Below are 18,900 nucleotides of genomic sequence, written 5' to 3'. Positions count from 1 at the left end.
GGTGAGCAGCATGTGGTGGAGCAAAGGTAAGGCACGGCAGACAACAACAGGCGCCAACCCTCTGGCGACGCCGATGATCATGTTCCTGGAACCGCGCATGTTGTTTGACGGCGCGGTGGCCGCCACTGTGGCCGATGCCGCCCAGGCGGACAGCCATGCTACTGCCGACGCGGCCGCCAAGGCGCCGACGACCGAGCACGCCACCGCCAGCAAAGACACCCATGGGCAAACCGACGCGCCGGCCACACCGGCGCCGGTTACCGTTCCGGGGCAGACCGTAGTGTTCGTCGACGCCCGGGTCAAAGACTCCGCCAACTTGCTCAAGGGCGTCGCCCCCGGCACCGAGGTGGTGCAGCTGGATGCCAGCAAAGACGGTCTGCAGCAGATTGCCGATTATCTGGGCAGCCACCAGGGCGTGAGCTCGGTGCAGATCCTCGCCCACGGCAACACCGGCGATTTGTGGCTGGGCAGCACCTATTTGTCGGCCGACAACATCGCGGCCCGCAGCGAAGTGCTGGCGCAGATCGGCCAGGACATGAATGTGGGCGGCGACATTCTGATCTACGCGTGCAACACGGCAGGGGACAGCAAAGGGCTCAACTTCGTCGACTCCCTGGCGCAATTGACCGGCCGTGATATTGCCGCGTCCAGCAACCGCACCGGCGAGGGTGGCGATTGGACGTTGGAAATTGCCACCGGCTCCATCGAGAGCCATACCGCGTTGTCGTACCAGGCGATGTCGGCGTACCAGTACGGGTTGGCCACGATCACGGTGGTCAACAACGGTGACAGTGGCGTCGGCTCATTGCGCCAGGCTCTGAGCGATTCGGTGTCCGGCGATACCGTCACGTTCAGTACCACCATGACGGTTAACCTCAACTCGCAATTGGTCATCAGCAAAAACGTCACCATCGCCGGTGATCTGAACCAAGACGGTGTGGCGGATGTGACCCTCAGCGGGCAGTACAAGACTCAGGTGCTGAGGGTGGGGAGCGGTGTGACGGCGACGCTGGATGGCTTGGTCATCACCCAAGGCCTGGCGGCGGGTAATGGCGCAGCGGCGGGTGTCGACGGCACAGCGGCAATGGGCGGCGGTATTGTCAACCTCGGCAACCTGACCTTGAACAATGTCAGGGTGACCAGCAACGCGGCCTCGGGCGGTGGCGGGGGCGGTGGGGTCACCGCGCCCTACGTTGGCGGCGCGGTGGGTGGTGGCGGCGGCGGCGGCGGTGCTCTTGGCGGCCAGGCCGGCGGCCATGGCGGCACTTCGGGCTTCGGTACCGGCGTTTATGGTGGGACGTCCGGTAGCGCCAACACCGGTGGCAATGGTGGCGGCTACAACCCGAACTATATGGGCGGCCGTGGTGGCAGCAGCAGCGGCGGCGCGGGTGGCATGGGGGCAGCCAACTACAGCAATGGCGGTGCCGGCGGCACCGCAAACAACGGCACTATTTCCATTGGCGGCGGCGGTGGCGGTTCCGGGTGGGACAAGCCTGGCCGGGCAGGGGCTTCGGCCAGTGGCGGTATCTACAACGCCAGCTCCGGCACCCTGACGGTCGTCGGCACTTCGGTGATCTCCAATAACATCGCGGCCGGCGGAGGTGGCGGTGGTGGCGGTGGCCTGGGGGGTTCAGCAGACTCGGGCGGCGCGGCGGGCAAAGGCGTTGGTGCGATCTGGAACAAAGGCACGCTGTTGATGACGGCCGCCAACTTTGCGGCCATGAGCGGCAACGTCGGTGGCAGCGGTTCCGGTGGCCCGGCGTTGGGTGGAGGCAGCACGGGTGCCTCCGTGGCTGCCGTGAACAATATCTTCAACGACGGCGGTACAGTGAACACCGCCTACGCACCGACGCCGTCCGCGACCATCGTAGTGGCGAACGCGGCCCAGCACATTGGCAGCACTTCGCAGGTGACCATTACCTTCAACCTGGCCGTCACCGGTTTCACCAACGCCGACCTGACGGTCTCCAACGGCACCTTGAGCAGCGTCATCTCCAATGATGGCGGCCTCACCTGGACGGCGACGTTCACCCCAGATGCGAGCGTGACCAGCGCGAGCAACCATATTGTGCTGGACAATACCGGTGTCACCGGCGTGTCGAATGGTCTGGCGGGCAGCGGTACCTCCACCTCCAATAACTACGCCGTCGATACGGTACGGCCGACGGCGACAGTCGCCGTGGCCAGCCCCGGGCTGAACCTCGGTGGCTCCTCCGTGGTGAACATCACCTTCAGCGAAGCGGTGACCGGATTCAGCCTGGCCGACATGACGGCCTCCAACGGCACCCTGAGCAGCCTGACCACCAGCGATAACATCCACTGGACCGCCACCTTCACGCCGACGGCTGGCGTCACCAGCGGCACCAACGTCATTACCCTGGACAACACGCTCTACACCGACACCTCGACCAACGTGGGCACCGGTACTACCACGTCCAATAACTACACCATCGACACCGTGCGCCCGACCGCAAGCGTGGTAATAGCCAACCCTGCGCTGAACATCGGCGGCACGTCCCTGGTCACCATCACGTTCAGCGAAGCAGTCACCGGCTTCACCAATGCCGACCTGACGATTGCCAACGGTACCCTGACATCGGTGACCAGCAACGATGGAGGTATCACCTGGACAGGCACATTCACCCCGAGCGCCAGCATCACCGACACCACCAACCTCATCACCTTGAACAACGCCGGCATCGCCGACCTGGCGGGCAACGCCGGCAGCGGTACGACCGACTCCAACAACTACACCATCGATACCGCGCGGCCGACCGCGACCATCGTCGTTGCCGACTCGGCGCTGAAAATCGGCGACACGTCGCTGGTGACATTCACGTTCAGCGAAGCGGTCACCGGCTTTACCAACGCCGACCTGAGCGTCGCCAACGGTACGTTGAGCGCGGTGACCAGCAACGATGGCGGTATCACCTGGACAGGCACATTCACCCCGAGCGCCAGCCTCACCGACGCCACCAACCTCATCACTTTGAACAACACCGGGATCGCCGACCTGGTGGGCAATGCCGGCAGCGGTACGACCGATTCCAACAACTACGCCATCGATACCGCGCGGCCGACCGCGACCATCGTCGTTGCCGACTCGGCGCTGAAAATCGGCGAGACGTCGCTGGTGACATTCACCTTCAGCGAAGCGGTCACCGGCTTCACCAATGCCGACCTGACGATTGCCAACGGCACATTGAGCGCGGTGAATAGCAACGATGGCGGTATCACCTGGACAGGCACGTTCACCCCGAGCGCCAGCCTCACCGACACCACCAACCTCATCACCCTGGATAACACCGGCATCGCCGACCTGGCGGGTAATGCCGGCAGCGGTACGACCGACTCCAACAACTACGCCATCGATACCGTGCGGCCCACCGCGACCATCGTCGTCGCCGACCCTGTGCTGAGCATCGGCGGCACGTCGCTGGTGACATTCACGTTCAGCGAAGCGGTCACCGGCTTCACCAATGCCGACCTGAGCGTCGCCAACGGTACGTTGAGCGCGGTGACCAGCAACGATGGTGGTATCACCTGGACAGGCACGTTCACCCCGAGTGCCAGCATCGCCGACGCCACCAACCTCATCACCTTGAACAACACCGGCATCGCCGACCTGGCGGGCAACGCCGGCAGCGGTACGACCGACTCCAACAACTACACCATCGATACCGCGCGGCCGACCGCGACCATCGTCGTTGCCGACCCGGCGCTGAACATCGGCGGCACGTCCCTGGTCACCATCACGTTCAGCGAAGCGGTCAGCGGCTTCACCAACGCCGACCTGAGTGTCGCCAACGGTACGTTGAGCGCGGTGAGCAGCAACGACGGCGGTATCACCTGGACGGCGACTTTCACGCCGACCAGCAACGTCACCGACGCCACCAACCTCATCACGCTGAACAACACGGGCGTCAACGACCTGGCCGGTAACGTCGGTACGGGCACTACCGATTCGAACAACTACGCCATCGATACCCAGCGCCCAACCGCCACCCTTGTGGTTACCGATTCAGCCCTCGGCATCGGCCAGACCTCACTGGTGACCATCACCTTCAGCGAGGCGGTCACCGGCTTTACCAATGCCGACCTGACGATTGCCAACGGCACATTGAGCGCGGTGAGCAGCAACGATGGTGGCATCACCTGGACCGCGACGCTGACCCCCGTGAACGGGGTGACTCATGCAAACAACGTCATCACCCTGGATAACACCGGCGTCACCGATTTGGCGGGCAATGCCGGCAGCGGTACCACCGACTCCAACAACTACGCCGTCGACAGCCAGCGGCCGACCGCGACCATCGTGCTCGCTGATACGGCGTTGGTCGCCGGTGAAACGTCGCTGGTGACCATCACTTTCAGCGAGGCGGTCACCGGTTTCACCAACAGTGACCTGAACGTGCCCAATGGCACCCTCACGGCGGTGAGCAGTGCCGATGGGGGTGTGACCTGGACCGCCACCTTTACTCCGACCGCTGGTATCAAGGACACCACCAACCTGATCACCCTGAACAACACGGGCATCGCCGACCTGGCAGGTAACGTCGGCACAGGCACCACCAACTCGGTCAATTTCACCGTCGACACCGTACGCCCAACCGCGACCATCGTGGTGGCGGACAATGCGTTAAATATCGGCGAGACCTCATTGGTCACCATCACGTTCAGCGAAGCGGTCAGCGGCTTCACCAACGCCGACCTGACTATCGCCAACGGCACCTTGACGACTGTGAGCAGCAGCGACGGCGGTGTTACCTGGACGGCGACTTTCACGCCGACCAGCAACGTCACCGACGCCACCAACCTGATTACCCTCGACAACAGCGGCGTTCAGAACGGCTCGGGCAATACCGGCAGCGGCAGCACCGATTCCAACAACTACGCCATCGATACCCAGCGGCCGACGGCAACCATAGTCGTTACCAACGACAGCCTGAACATCGGTGCCACTTCGCTGGTGACCATCACCTTCAGCGAGGCCGTCACCGGGTTTGATCTTTCGGACCTGAGTGTCGCCAATGCCGTGCTGTCCAACCTGGCGAGCAATGATGGCGGCAAAACCTGGACCGCGACCCTGACGCCGACCGCCGCCATCACCGATGCGACCAACCTGATCGTGCTGGATGCCGGCCAGGTTAACGACACGGCGGGTAACGTTGGCACCGGCATCGCGATCTCGAATAACTACGCGATCGATGGCGAGCGCCCTACCGCGACCATCAGTATCGCCAACCCGAACTTGACCGTCGGCCAGACGACTACCGTGACGTTCACCTTCAGCGAGAAAGTCAGCGGCTTTAATCTGGATGCCCTGAGCGTGGCCAACGGCAGCTTGTCCAACCTGGTCACCGGTGACGGTGGCAAGACCTGGACTGCGACCTTGACGCCAACGGCCAACCTCAATGACCCGAGCAATTTCATCACCCTCGATAACCGCTTGGTGAATGACCTGTCGGGCAACGCGGGCAGCGGCTATGCCAACTCCAACAATTATGCGATCAACACGGTAGCGCTGACCGGCGACCCATTGTTCCGCGTCACCGATCCGGCACCGCCTCAAGACGCACCGAACCCACCCTTGCAACCGATCGTGTTTGGCCGGCCGACGGGCGTCCTCGGTTCACCCATCGGCTTCCCGCCGTTGTTCGAGCAACGTGAGCTGGGGGCGGGCTTGCCGCCGGTGGGCAGCATCTTTCTGCGCAACGGTGCCTTGGCTCCCAGCTATATCGCCCAGGTATTCGGCACCGATAGGGCCGGTGACAGCAGCGCCAGCGGCTTTTTGGGCTTGGGCGGCGGCGATGGCGGGGTGTTTGGTTCAAGCACCTTGTCGAGCCTGTTCAATCGCGAAACCCACGGTGACGATAGCCCCCTCAAGGCGTCCGACAACCAATCGATCAAAGGCCCGGGCGATCCGGTCCAGGGGGCGCGCGGCATGTTTGGCGCGCCGAGCCTCGGCCAGCAATTGCAGCAGCTCAAAGACACAGAACAGCGCCAAGTGATGGACCTGGCGCACGCACTGCAACAAGTCGGCATCAGCGAAATGCAGGCTTGAACACACTTAACTCCAGGCGTAGTAACAGGGGCATTACAAGGATGAAGACACGTCATATGTTGTTCGGTGCCAGTGTGCTGGCGCTGGCGATCAGCGGTTGTGCAGTCACCAGCGAACCGATTGAGCGCAGTGTCAGCGAGCAGCGAGCCCGCAACGACCTGCACGGCATGTACAAGGATCAGGAGCCGTTGAGCGGCGCGTTGACGCTGCACCAGGCCATGGCCCGCGCCGTCAAATACAACCTCGAAGGTCGTTTGAAGGTGATGGAGGAGGCCCTGGCCAAACGCCAATCGGATCTCTCCAGCTTCGACATGCTGCCGCGCATGGCCTTGTCCGCAGGCTATGCCGGACGCAATAACACCAACGCTTCCAGCAGCCAGAGCGTGCTCACCGGTACCCAGTCCCTGGAACCGTCGACCTCCCAGGACCGCGATCGTCGCGTGGCGGACCTGACCATGGTGTGGAACGTACTCGACTTTGGTGTCAGCTACATCAGCGCCAAGCAGCAAGGTGACCAGCGCCTGATCATCCAGGAACGTCGGCGCAAGGTCATCAACACCATCGTCCAGGACGTGCGCTCGGCCTACTGGCGAGCCGTGGCGGCCGAGCGCTTGCTGACCCAGATCGATAGCCTGATGGCGCGGGTCGACAAAGCCCAGGTCGATAGCCAAAGCATGAGCGAGCAGCGCATCGGCGACCCGGTCCAGGCCCTTGGCTACCAACGCTCGCTGATCGAAGCCACACGCCAATTACAGGAACAGCGCCGTGCCTTGTCCCTGGCCAAGACCGAGCTGGCGACCCTGATCAACTTGCCCATGGGGACTGAGTTGAGGCTGGCCACGCCGGACGACTACACCGTGCCCCAGCTCAAGGTCAACCTGGCCAGCCTGGAACAGGAAGCCCTGGCCAATCGGCCGGAATTGCGCGAGCAGGATTACCAGAGCCGCATCAGCGCCGCCGAAACCCGCAAGGCCATGTTGCGCCTGCTGCCGGGCCTGGAGTTCTCCGCCGGTGGCCACTACGACAGCAACTCGTTCCTGGTGGACAATCGCTGGGCCGACTACGGCGCCAAAATCACCTGGAACCTGTTTAACGTGATGTCCGCGCCCGCCGCCATCGACGTGGCCAAGGCCGGTGAAGAAGTCGCCACCGCAAGGCGCCAGGCCATGTCTATCGCGGTGCTGGCGCAGATCTATGTGGCCAACGCCAACTTCCAGGACGCCGTGCGCCAGTTCAAGACCAGCGAGCAACTGGCCAATATTGACGGGCAAATCCTCACCCAGCTGCGCAATCGACACGAAGCGGCTGGCCTGGGCGAACTCGACCTGATCCAGGGCGAGCTCAGTACCTTGCAAGCCGACCTGCGCCGCGACCTGGCTTACGCCGACCTGCGCAACGCCTACGGCCAGATCTTCGCCAGCGCCGGTCTCGACCCGCTGCCGGAGCAACTGGACTCCGACCGCGTGCAAAGCATCGCCACCGCCCTGGCCAGCCGTGAATCGGCCTGGGCCGCCGGCAACATCAGCGCACCGGTGCCGCGTGCCGTCGCCCAATAACCTGGTAGCGCCCACGGCGAGCATCACCCGCCGTCAACGCGAGGCGCGCAATGGCCATCGGGGTGTGGCGATCCTGCTCACCGGCCTGCCCGCCTCGGGCAAGTCGACCCTGGCCCAGGGCCTCCAGGCCGCGTTCTTCGAACAAGGCCGCCAGAGCATCGTGCTCGACGGCGACGCCTTGCGCGTCGGGCTCAACAAAGACCTGGGCTTTGCCGACGGCGACCGTCTGGAAAACATCCGCCGCGCCAGCGAACTGGCGGCGCTGCTGGTGGACAACGGGCAAATCGTGATCCTGGCGATGATTGCGCCCCTGGTGCAATTGCGCGCGGTCTTCGCCCAACGCCTGGGGGCCGATTATCGGGAAGTGTGGTGCAGTGCCTCGTTGGCGGTTTGTGAGCGGCGCGACCCCAAAGGTCATTACGCCCGCGCCCGCAGGGGTGAGCTACCGGGGTTTACCGGCATTGGTTCGCCCTACGAGCCACCGCCCCACGCTTCGCTGGTACTGGACACCGGCGTGCTGTCGACACAACAGAGCGTCGAACGGTTGTTGGCGTGGCTGGCGCCTGAACTAGACTCTGGGGAATTGTCTTCTTAGGAGCCCGCCATGGAATCGCCTGTGCACAGCTTGCCGTCACTGTTCAAACAGCTTGGGCTGGCCGATGACCGGGTCAGTATCGAACAGTTTGTGGCGGCTCATTCACCGCTTAAGCCGGAGCTGCATCTGGCGGATGCGTTTTTTTGGACGGACAGCCAGAGAGCGTTTTTGCGCGATGAAATCTGCGAGGACGCGGATTGGGCGGAAGTGGTGGATGAGTTGAATCTGATGTTGCGGAGTGGGCGAGGGGGGTAAAAAAATCTTTTGAAAGTTGTCTGAAGCCGACACCGATCCAAATGTGGGAGGGGGGCAATCCCCCTCCCACATGGCTTATGCGATTGCTGAACATCCAACCCTCCCACCACCTATCCGCTAAATTGTTTCAAAACTTGACGCAATTTGATCTCTCCGCCATATTGATAGTTAGCAAACTAACAGTATGCGAACTATCCAGTGCCTCAATCCCTCGAACAACTCCAGATGAACCTCAGCAGCAGCATGGTGGTGGGCGCCCGTAACTGGCGCAAAATCTGCCAGAACACGCTGGTGAGCTACGGTATTTCAGAAGCCTGCGCCGTGCCGTTGCTGATGATCGGTCGCCTGGGCGATGGTGTGCACCAAGTGAAAGTCGCCCAGGCGTCAGGGATGGAAAGCCCGTCGCTGGTGCGCCTGCTCGATCAGTTGTGCAGCAGCGGCTATGTGTGCCGCACCGAAGACGTCCACGATCGCCGTGCCAAGGCCCTGAGCCTGACCGAGCGCGGTCGCGAGCTGGTGCAGGCGGTGGAGGTGCAACTGGTGCGCCTGCGGCGCGAAGTGCTGGCCGAGATTGCCCCTGCGGACATGGAGGCTGCGTTGCGTGTACTGCGTGCTTTTGAAGCGGCCCATCAACACCCTGCCGGTGTGACATCTTGAGCGGTTTTTTCACCGGCCTGCCGCCGGCGAAGGACTGGTTCTACGGCGTACGCACTTTCGCGGCGTCGATGATCGCGCTGTACATCGCCATGCTCATGCAAATGCCGCGTCCCTATTGGGCAATGGCCACGGTGTATATCGTCTCCAGCCCGTTTGTCGGCCCCACCAGTTCCAAGGCGCTTTACCGTGCCATTGGTACCTTCATGGGCGCGGCGGCGGCGGTGGTGTTCGTGCCGATGTTCGTACAGTCACCCTACCTGCTGGTGGTGGTGATTGCCTTGTGGACGGGCACCTTGTTGTTTCTCTCCATGCACCTGCGTACCGCCAACAACTACGCGCTGATGCTGGCCGGCTACACCTTGCCGCTGATCGCCCTGCCGGTGGTGGATAACCCGCTCGCGGTGTGGGACGTGGCTGAAGCGCGCACCGAGGAAATATTCCTCGGCATCGCGGTCGCCGCGGTGGTCGGCGCGATGTTCTGGCCCCGGCGCCTGATGCCGGTGTTCGATGGCTCGGTCGCCAAGTGGTTCAGCGATGCGCAGGTCTACAGCCAGCGCTTTCTCACCCGCAACATAACGCCGGAAGAAGTCAGCACTTTGCGCGGTGGCATGGTCGCCACCTTCAACACCCTCGAATTGATGATCGGCCAGTTGCCCCATGAAGGCGCGCGCCCGCAGACGGTACGCAACACCAAGGAACTGCGCGGGCGGATGATTCATCTGCTGCCGGTGGTGGATGCGCTCGACGATGCGCTGTACGCCATCGAGCACCGAGCGCCGGAGTTTCTCGCCGCGCTCGCGCCGTTGCTGGAGGCGACGGAACAATGGTTGCTAAGTACCACCGAGTCCGCGCCGTTGGACCGCTGGCGTGCCCTGCGCGACCAGGTCGACGCCCTGCAACCCCACGGTGAAGCGCTGGACGACCGCCATACGCTGCTGTTTTCCAACGCCCTGTACCGCCTGGGCGAGTGGATCGACCTGTGGCAAGACTGTCGCAGCCTGCAAGCGGCCATCCAGTGTGAAAGCCAGGACACCTGGCGCGCCGTCTACCGCCACTGGCGCCTGGGCCGGCTGACGCCGTTCCTCGACCGTGGGCTGATGCTCTATTCGGCGTTCTCCACTGTGACCGCGATCATCGTCGCCTCGGTGCTGTGGATACTGCTGGGCTGGACCGACGGCGGCAGTGCGGTGATCCTGGCCGCCGTCGCCTGCAGCTTCTTCGCCTCGATGGACGACCCGGCACCGCAGATCTACCGGTTCTTTTTCTGGACCGCCATGTCGGTGCTGTTCGCCAGCCTGTATCTGTTCCTGGTGTTGCCCAACCTGCACGATTTCCCGATGCTGGTGCTGGCGTTCGCCGTGCCCTTTATCTGCATCGGCACACTCACGGTACAGCCACGTTTCTACCTGGGCATGCTGTTGACGCTGGTGAATACCTCATCGTTCATCAGTATCCAGGGTGCCTACGACGCGGACTTCCTCAACTTCGCCAACGTCAACCTGGCCGGGCCCGTGGGCCTGCTGTTCGCCTTTGTATGGACCCTGGTTTCCCGGCCCTTCGGCGCCGAACTGGCGGCCAAGCGCCTGACCCGTTTCAGCTGGAACGACATCGTCGGCATGACCAAGCCCTCGACCCTGAACGAGCAACGTTACCTGGCCGCGCAAATGCTCGACCGCCTGATGCAGCACCTGCCGCGCCTGGCCATCATCGGCCAGGACACCGGCATCGCCCTGCGTGATCTGCGCGTGGCGCTGAACCTGCTCGACCTGCTGGCCTATTCGCCGCGCATCCTCGGCGTGCCTCGGGTGCTGCTCAACCAGGTGGTGGACGGCGTGGGTGGTTACTTCAAGGCCTGCCTCAAGGCGGGTGAACGCTTGCCCGCGCCCAGCGGTCTGCTGATGACCCTCGACCGCACACGTCGTGCCCTCAACGGGCAAGGCCTGCAAGACGAAGACGACACCCGCCTGCATCTGTTGCATGCACTGGCTGGCCTGCGCCTGGCGCTGTTGCCCGGCGTGGAATTTATTGGCGGCACGGAGATGGAAGCGCCGTTGCCCGATGGAGCGCCTCTATGATCGGTGATCTGGATATCAGCGGGGTGTTCCTGCCCACGTTGCTGGTGCTGATGGGCATTACCTACGTGTTGTTCCTGGTGGTGCACGGTTTGCTGACGCGCATTCACTTTTATCGCCTGGTCTGGCACCGGGCATTATTCAATGTGGGGCTCTACGCGCTGTTGCTGGGCGCGGTGGACTCACTCAGTCGATACCTGATGACATGAAAAAACCTTTTTTGACCATCGGCCGTGTAGTCCTGACGTTATTGATCGTGACCTTTGCGGTCGTCGTCGTGTGGCGCATGGTCATGTACTACATGTTTGCCCCCTGGACCCGTGACGGCCACATCCGCGCCGACATCGTGCAGATCGCCCCGGACGTGTCCGGGCTGATCCAGCGGGTCGACGTGCGTGACAACCAGTTGGTCAGCAAAGGCCAGGTGCTGTTCGCCGTCGACCAGGACCGTTTCAAGCTGGCGCTGCGCCAGGCCCAGGCTGCCGTGGCCGACCGCCAGGAAACCCTGGCCCAGGCCCAGCGCGAGTACAAGCGTAACCGGGGCCTGGGCAACCTGGTGCCCAGCGAGCAGCTGGAAGAAAGCCAGTCCCGTGTCGCCCGTGCCCAATCGGCCCTGGCCGAGGCGCAAGTCACGGTGGATTCGGCCCAACTCAACCTCGACCGCTCGGTGATCCGCAGCCCGGTCGACGGCTACGTCAACGACCGCGCGCCGCGTACCCAGGAGTTCGTCACTGCCGGCCGCCCGGTGTTGTCGGTGGTGGACAGTAACTCGTTCCATATCGACGGCTATTTCGAAGAGACCAAGCTCGACGGTATCCACGTCGGCATGGGCGTCGACATCCGCGTGATCGGCGATAACGCGCGCCTGCACGGCCACGTGCAGAGCATTGTTGCCGGGATCGAGGACCGAGACCGCAGCAGCGGCTCCAACCTGCTGCCTAACGTCAACCCGGCATTCAGCTGGGTGCGCCTGGCCCAGCGGATTCCGGTGCGTATTGCGTTCGATGACGTGCCGGCGGACTTCCGCATGATCGCCGGGCGCACGGCGACGGTGTCGATCATCGGCGACAAGCCCGCGGCCAAGGCGCAGCAGGGAGAACAACCATGAAACCGGCGGCGCTGTTGGCCACCGCGGGGCTGGGTGTATTGCTGTCGGCGTGCCAGGTGGTCGGCCCGGATTACCAACTGCCGGACAAGGCCGCCATCAACCGTGGTGACCTGCAAGGGCAACTGTTGGGGGAGGGCAACAACGTGGTGTCGGCGCCGGTGCCGGCGGACTGGTGGAAGCTGTACCAAGACCCGCGCCTGGATGAGTTGGTGCGCCAGGCCATGGCCTCCAACACCGACCTGCGCGTGGCTGCCGCCAACCTGCAGCGTTCGCGTTATCAGACCCAACAGGCTGAGTCCGCCGGCGGCTGGAGTGCCGGCGCCAAGGCCGAGGTGCAGCGCCTGCAGGAATCCGGCGAAGCGTTTTTGCAGGCAGACAAAGTGCCGGTGGATAACATCGGCAGCGTAGGCATTACCACCTCGTATCAATTCGATCTGTTCGGCACCTTGCAACGTGGCATCGAAAGCGCCCAGGCCAGCGCCGATGCGGCCCAGGCCGCCGTGGATATTGCGCGCATCACCCTGGTGGCCGATGTGGTGCGCTCCTACACCCAGGTCTGCGCGGCCAACGAAGAGCTGGCGATTGCCAACGAGTCCCTGGACCTGCAAGCCCAGAGCACCCAGCTGACCCAACGCCTGCGCGACGCGGGCCGTGGCGATGAAACCCAGGTCACCCGTTCGCAAACCGAGTACAAATCCTTGCGCGCCGACATGCCGCGCTACGAAGCGGCGCGCCAGGCCGGGCTGTTCCGCCTGTCGATGCTGCTGGCCAAGCCCGTGGACCAACTGCCGGCGGGTACCGGCACCTGCGCCCAGCTGCCGCACATCGCTCAATTGTTACCGGTGGGCGATGGTGCGGCACTGCTTAAGCGTCGCCCCGACGTGCGCCAGGCCGAACGCCAACTGGCCGCCGCCACCGCGCGTATCGGCGTGGCCACCGGCGCGTTGTACCCGGACATCGCCATCGGCGCCACGGTGGGCACCGTGGGCCTGCTCGACAACCTCGGCCAGCCCGCGACCAACCGCTGGGGCTTCGGCCCGATGATCAGCTGGACGGTGCCGACCAACGGCGCCCGTGCGCGCATCCACGAGGCCGAAGCCGCGACCCAGGGCGCCCTGGCGCATTTCGACGGCGTGGTGCTCAACGCCATCCGTGAAACCCAGACCGGCCTGGCGCAATACACCGCCGTCTTGCAGCGGCGCGAGGCGTTGGCTGACGCCGAGCACTCTGCCCAAGAGGCTGCGGACCAGACCCACCGGTTCTTCAAGGCCGGCCGCGAATCGTTCCTCGCCGACCTGCAAGCCACCCGCACCTACACCGCGATGCGCGCGCAACTGGCGGCGGCGAACACCCAGGTTGCCATGAGCCAGATCGATCTGTTCCTGGCCCTGGGCGGCGGCTGGGAAAGCGGACGAACGCAAGCCTCACAGGCCAGCAAACCCTGAGCGAATGACTATGCTTTGTCAGGTGGAGCGCGGTGACGCTCCCCTGACACTGCTCGCGTTTGCTCATGGGGATTCCAATAATGAAAAACCCTTATGCTCCCGCTTTCTGGTGCGTGCTTTTCGCACTGGTGTTGTTATCGGCCGCGTATTTCTACGGCGTCATGCTCGCCCATCAACTCGACAAGGCCATGGTGTTTCTCGACAGTGCCTGCCTGGTCATCGGCACCTTGTCCATCGGCGTGGTGGCCTGGGCGTCCTACCAGAACCAACGAGTGAAGAAAAAACTCCTCGAACAGGGCAAGACCCGGGTTGCAATCTGGGACACCAAGGTCGCCCTGCGCCGTGTCGAAACCGTGTTCGACCGCTATTTCTGGGGCAGCTACTGGCAGCCCGGGCGTACTTTCCAGGAAGTCATGGGAGACCTCACCGGCACGCCTCTGGAAAAAAGCCTCGAAATCCTGAAGAAACAATGTGTGCTGCTCGACCGGCAGGTAGACGAGGGTAGGCACTGGCTGAATAACGCGCGGGAATTGTCCGATGTCGCCACGCAGATGGCCCGGGAGCGCTATCAGTTGGACTTCTGCGACCCCAAGTCCGACACCCCCGGCAATGCGGTGATTCACCGTGAATTCGAGGTGCTGGTGTACACCTGGACAGCGCGCCTGAAGAGTTTTGACCACCAGTTGGATGAAATCGAGTTGGAGTACTCGTGAACCAAGTGCCGACCTTACCCCTCTGAAAAGCTGGGCCGTTCGCGGCCGCCAGTGCTAATCTTCCCCCCGCTTTTCGGCGGGCTTGAGCCAACCTCACTCGGGGTTCAAGGAAGACAGCCCACTTCTCACAGGATTTGATCAGGTCACTTCATGAATAAGCCAGCAGTCGTTCTTTTGGGTTTTGTGGTCGCCGTTGGCGTCGTCAGTGCAGGCGGCGCCTGGTACACCGGTAAACAGTTGGAGCCGGTGCTGCAAACGGCGGTGCAGGACGCCAACAAGGAACTGCAGCGCTCCATGGCTGGCGTCGACGGCACCGTGGCCCTGGAGCTGGTGTCCCTGGAGCGTGGCGTGTTCAGCAGCACCGCGCACTACCGCCTGAAGGGCCAAGGCTCGGTGTTTGGCGAAGAAAACCCCAACCCCGAATTGCTCTTCGTCGACCATATCGAACACGGCCCGCTGCCGATCTCGCGCCTGGTCACGCTCAAATGGCTGCCGGTCATGGCCACCAGTCACTACGAACTGGAAAAGAACGCCACCACCGAGAAATGGTTCGCCGCCGCCAAAGACGTGTCGCCGCTTAAAGGCGTGGCCAATATCGGCTACAGCCGCTCGGTCAACGGCAACATCGAATTGCTGCCCCTGGCGTTCAAGGACGACAAGTCTTCGGTGAGCTTCTCCGGCGCCAACATGAACTTCGACAGCACCGCCGAAGGCCAGAAGGTCAAGGCCGACGGCTTCATGAACAGCCTCAAAATCGCAGCGGTCGATGCCAAGGGTGACGCCTTCGAGGCCGAACTGGCTGGCCTGACCATCGCCAGCAACCTGGAAAAATCCACCTTTGGCTTCTACACCGGGCAAAACACCGTTGAGCTGACCGACAGCAAGTTCACCTTCGGCCCGCAGAAAGCCGTGCTGACCGTCAAAGGCTTCGAGCAGAAAGACTCCAGCGAAACCAAGGACAACAACCTGGCCGGCCGTGTCGACTACAAGATCGACGAGATCGGTTACCAGGGCAAACCCGTGGGCTCGGCGGCCATGGCCCTGAGCATGAAGAATGTCGACATCCCGGCCATGCTGGCGCTGACCAAGCTCTACCAGGACAAGATGCAGCCGGTGCAAGCCGCTGCCGCAGCGGGCCAACCCACACCTGAGCTGCAACTGAGCGAAGCCGAGCAGGCCCTGGCCGAGGCGAACGTCAACCAGGTACTGGCCGCCAAGCCCCATCTCGCGTTGGAAAACCTGTCCCTGAAAACCACCCACGGCGAAAGCAAATTCAACCTGGTGCTGGACCTGGCCAAGCCTTCCTCCATGGAGCTGCCACCGGTTGAGCTGGGCAAGCAGATGGTCTCGCAGCTGGATGCCAACCTGACCTTGTCCAAGCCGATGATCGCCGACGTTTCCGCGTTGCAGGCGCAGTTGGGTGGCGTGACCGATCCTCAAGCCATCGAGCAGCAATCCCAGATGGCGTCCGAGATGGTCAGCGGCATGGCGGTTGGCACTCAGCTCGCCACCCTGGTAGGCAGCGACGTGGTGTCCAAGCTGCACTACGCCAACAATGAAGTGACCTTCAACGGCCAGAAAATGACCGTCGAACAATTCATCGGGTTTGTGATGGCAAAAGTCGGTGCGATGAGCGGCGCGCAGTAAGTATTTTTTACACCAGTCTGAAATAAACAGTGTGGGAGCGGGAGTGCCCGCGGCAGGGAGTCAAGCAGCCGGCGTAGATGCCGGTTGATACCTCCTTTTCGCAGGTAAGTCCGCTCCCACATTCACATTTACGCCGGGCATGGCAATTCTGAACAATTGTTCTGAATTGACCTTTTTCGTACGCACCTCGGCGATAGTTGCGACAGGAAAGCTAGGCCGGGTCATAAGACGCCGACAACCTGAAGCAAATCGCTCAGGACCACCTATCGTTAAAGCTTTCCGTGTGTAAGGAAGCTCACGATATGTTGCGAAACCTCCCTCTCAGTGCATCAGGCCGGTTGCGACTGCTCATCGGGGTCGCCTTGTGCAGCCAATTGCTGATGCCCACCCTCGCCATGGCCGATCCGGCCTATGACGCCCTGATCATCCAGGCGCGCAACGGCAACTTCAGCCCCGCCCTCAACCAACTGCGTCAATTGTCCTCCGAGCGCCAGACGCCGGGCCAGGTCAGCGACCACCTGGTGATCGCCGGTTGGGCCGGCCAGGACGCCGAAGTGCTGCAGGTGTATGAGGCTCAGGGGCAACATCGCAACCTGACCACCCAGGCACTCGCCACCGTCGCCCGCACTTATCGCAACCAGCGGCAGTGGGCACGGGCCGAAGCGGTGTATCGCCAAGCGCTGCTGCGTGAACCGAACAATATCGACCTGCAACTGGGCCTGGCCCTGGCCCAGGCCGACGGCGGCCAAGCCAGTGAGGCCGTGCAACGCATCCGCGCGCTGGTGGCCGCCAAACCCGACGACCCCACCCGACGCATGGCCCTGGGTTATGCGTTGGCTCGCGCGGGGCTGAATTACGACGCGTTGTTTGAGTTCGACCAGGCTTTTATCCGCGCCAGCGACAAACCTGACGTCGCCCGCGAGTACATCGTCGCCCTGCAAAAGGCCCGTCTGCCTGAACCCGCCTTACGCCTGTCGGCCCAACGCCCCGGCCTGCTCGACGCGGTAACCCAGCGTCGCCTGGAGGGCGACCTTGCCGCTGAACGCGTGCGCATGGCCGAGTTCGCCACTCGCTCCGAACAAGAGCGCTACGTCATCGCAGACCGTGCGCTCCAGGACTACGACAAGCTGCTCACACGCTGGACCCCTGACCCCACTGCCCACGACGACGTGGTGCGCTGGCGCATCGACCGCCTGGGCGCACTCAAGGCGCGGGCACGCACCGCCGAGGCAATTCGCGAATACGAAACCCTTAAAGGCGAAGGCGTGCAATTGCCGACCTACGCCGTGCGTTGGGTGGCCGCCTCTTACCTTGACCAGCGCCAGCCGGAAAAGGCCGAGCCGCTGTATCGCCAGGCGCTGGCCGCGCCGGATGCTGACCCGGCCGACCGCGTCGAAGACAGTACGGCGCTGTTCTATGCCCTGGTGGAAAGCGACAGAGCGCTGGATGCGCGTGAAGTCGCCGACAATCTGGCCAAGAGCGAGAACCCCCGTGAAGAACTCAAGGGCTTGCCCATCGGCAACCCCAACGACAGCTGGATGGACGCGCAGCAACTGGCGGCCCAGGCGGGCACCTACAGCAATGATCTGCCTGGCAGCGAAGCCGGCCTTGAAGCGCTGGTGCGAAAAGCCCCGGGCAACGTCAGCCTTCAACTGGCCCAAGCCAATATGTACCGGGCCCGGGATTGGCCGCGCCGGTCCGAGAGTGCCCTCAAGGAAACCGAGTCCCAGGCGCCACGAGATATCAGCCTGGAAGTGTCCCAGGCCTATACCGCCATGGACCTGCAAGAGTGGCGGCAGATGGATGTGCTGACCGATGACGTGCTGGCCCGCAACCCGGACAGCCGCCAGGTGCAACGCCTCAGCCGCCTGCGGGACGTGCACGACATGGCTGAGCTGCGGGTCGAGGCCTACACCGGGAAAAGCTACGGCGGCGGCAACAACCAAGACGCCGGCGCGGTGTCCGGCAGCCGTGACTGGGGCATTGAAAGTGTGATCTACACCCCGCCCATCGACGAAGACTGGCGCCTGTTCGCCGGCGCCGGCTATGCCACCGCCGACTTCAGCGAAGGCACCGGCCAGCACCGTTGGCAGCGCGTGGGGGTAGAGCGGCGTACCCGTGACATGACCATCGAAGCCGAGGTCTCCAACCATTCCTACGGCGATGGTTCCAAACAAGGCGCCGCGATCTCGATTGCCCGCGACATCAACGACAATTGGCAATACGGCGGCAGCCTCGGCTACCTGCTGAGCACCACGCCGTTGCGCGCGTTGAATGACGGGGTCACGGCCAATGGCGGCAGCGGGTTTATCCGCTGGCGCGCCAACGAAAGCCGCGAATGGAAACTGACCCTCAGCCCGTCCCATTTCAGCGACGGCAACGACCGGGTCGAAGCCTTGCTCAGCGGCCGCGAAGGCCTCTACAGCTCGCCAAAAGTGCAAGTGGACCTGGGCCTGGAAGTCGGCGCCAGCCGCAACAGCAAGGAAGACACGGTGTACTTCAACCCGAAGTCGGATTTCACCGTGTTGCCCGTCCTCAACATCAACCATGTGCTCTATCACCGCTACGAGACCCAGTGGAGTCAGCAGTTCCAGGTCGGTGCGGGTACGTATAGCCAGCGGGATTATTCCACCGGTGGCATCGGTCTGGTGGGCTATGGCCAACGCTTTCGCTGGAACGATGTCCTGGAAGCCGGCGCCAACCTGAGCCTGATCAGCCGCCCTTACGACGGTGAGCGCGAACGCGATCTGCGCCTGCTCGTCGACCTCACTTACCGTTTCTAGAAGAG

General features: G+C 63.1%; 12 protein-coding genes. All 12 read left to right on the top strand.

Annotated elements, in window-relative coordinates:
* Window positions 1-10 precede the first annotated feature (10 nt).
* The 12 genes from A7317_RS00505 (at window position 11) to pgaA (ending at window position 18,895) form a co-directional block, all read left to right on the top strand.
* Window positions 11-6,064: an Ig-like domain-containing protein gene (locus tag A7317_RS00505; RefSeq protein WP_081329420.1), complete on the top strand. Its 6,054-nt coding sequence runs from the start codon at window positions 11-13 to the stop codon at window positions 6,062-6,064.
* Window positions 6,065-6,105: 41 nt separating this feature from the next.
* Entirely contained in the window at window positions 6,106-7,620 is a 1,515-nt protein-coding gene (locus tag A7317_RS00500; protein WP_069074966.1) for a TolC family protein, read from the top strand.
* Window positions 7,604-8,215 carry an adenylyl-sulfate kinase gene (gene cysC / locus A7317_RS00495; protein WP_024072686.1) on the top strand — a complete coding sequence of 204 codons (612 nt, stop codon included), beginning with the start codon at window positions 7,604-7,606 and terminating at the stop codon, window positions 8,213-8,215. Before A7317_RS00500 ends, cysC begins: the two co-directional genes overlap by 17 nt.
* A 9-nt stretch (window positions 8,216-8,224) precedes the next feature.
* Window positions 8,225-8,470, top strand: a complete 246-nt coding sequence (locus A7317_RS00490; RefSeq protein WP_024072687.1) for a DUF2789 domain-containing protein — start codon at window positions 8,225-8,227, stop codon at window positions 8,468-8,470.
* 225 nt (window positions 8,471-8,695) lie between these two features.
* The gene (locus A7317_RS00485) at window positions 8,696-9,127 is read left to right on the top strand and encodes a MarR family winged helix-turn-helix transcriptional regulator (protein WP_024072688.1); all 432 of its coding nucleotides are present in this window, start codon (window positions 8,696-8,698) and stop codon (window positions 9,125-9,127) included.
* Window positions 9,124-11,202, top strand: coding sequence for an FUSC family protein (locus A7317_RS00480; protein ID WP_069074965.1), 2,079 nt, complete (start codon window positions 9,124-9,126; stop codon window positions 11,200-11,202). Before A7317_RS00485 ends, A7317_RS00480 begins: the two co-directional genes overlap by 4 nt.
* Entirely contained in the window at window positions 11,199-11,408 is a 210-nt protein-coding gene (locus tag A7317_RS00475; RefSeq protein WP_016969155.1) for a DUF1656 domain-containing protein, read from the top strand. The genes A7317_RS00480 and A7317_RS00475 overlap by 4 nt, the downstream gene beginning before the upstream one ends.
* Window positions 11,405-12,307, top strand: coding sequence for an efflux RND transporter periplasmic adaptor subunit (locus A7317_RS00470; protein WP_024072690.1), 903 nt, complete (start codon window positions 11,405-11,407; stop codon window positions 12,305-12,307). The genes A7317_RS00475 and A7317_RS00470 overlap by 4 nt, the downstream gene beginning before the upstream one ends.
* A complete protein-coding gene (locus A7317_RS00465) occupies window positions 12,304-13,752 on the top strand; it encodes an efflux transporter outer membrane subunit (RefSeq protein WP_024072691.1) in 1,449 nt (482 codons plus the stop codon). Before A7317_RS00470 ends, A7317_RS00465 begins: the two co-directional genes overlap by 4 nt.
* Window positions 13,753-13,832: 80 nt before the next feature.
* Window positions 13,833-14,465 (top strand): NADH:ubiquinone oxidoreductase subunit N, encoded by a 633-nt coding sequence (locus tag A7317_RS00460; protein WP_069074964.1) that lies wholly within the window; start codon window positions 13,833-13,835, stop codon window positions 14,463-14,465.
* Window positions 14,466-14,615: 150 nt separating this feature from the next.
* Window positions 14,616-16,112, top strand: a complete 1,497-nt coding sequence (locus A7317_RS00455; RefSeq protein WP_024072693.1) for a YdgA family protein — start codon at window positions 14,616-14,618, stop codon at window positions 16,110-16,112.
* 302 nt (window positions 16,113-16,414) lie between these two features.
* Window positions 16,415-18,895: a poly-beta-1,6 N-acetyl-D-glucosamine export porin PgaA gene (gene pgaA, locus A7317_RS00450; protein ID WP_069074963.1), complete on the top strand. Its 2,481-nt coding sequence runs from the start codon at window positions 16,415-16,417 to the stop codon at window positions 18,893-18,895.
* Window positions 18,896-18,900 lie beyond the last annotated feature (5 nt).

The sequence above is a fragment of the Pseudomonas fluorescens genome (assembly GCF_001708445.1).
GTDB lineage: Bacteria > Pseudomonadota > Gammaproteobacteria > Pseudomonadales > Pseudomonadaceae > Aquipseudomonas > Aquipseudomonas gorinensis.
The sequence above is the reverse complement of the archived record's forward strand: the minus strand, read 5'-3'. Positions and strand labels throughout refer to the sequence as shown.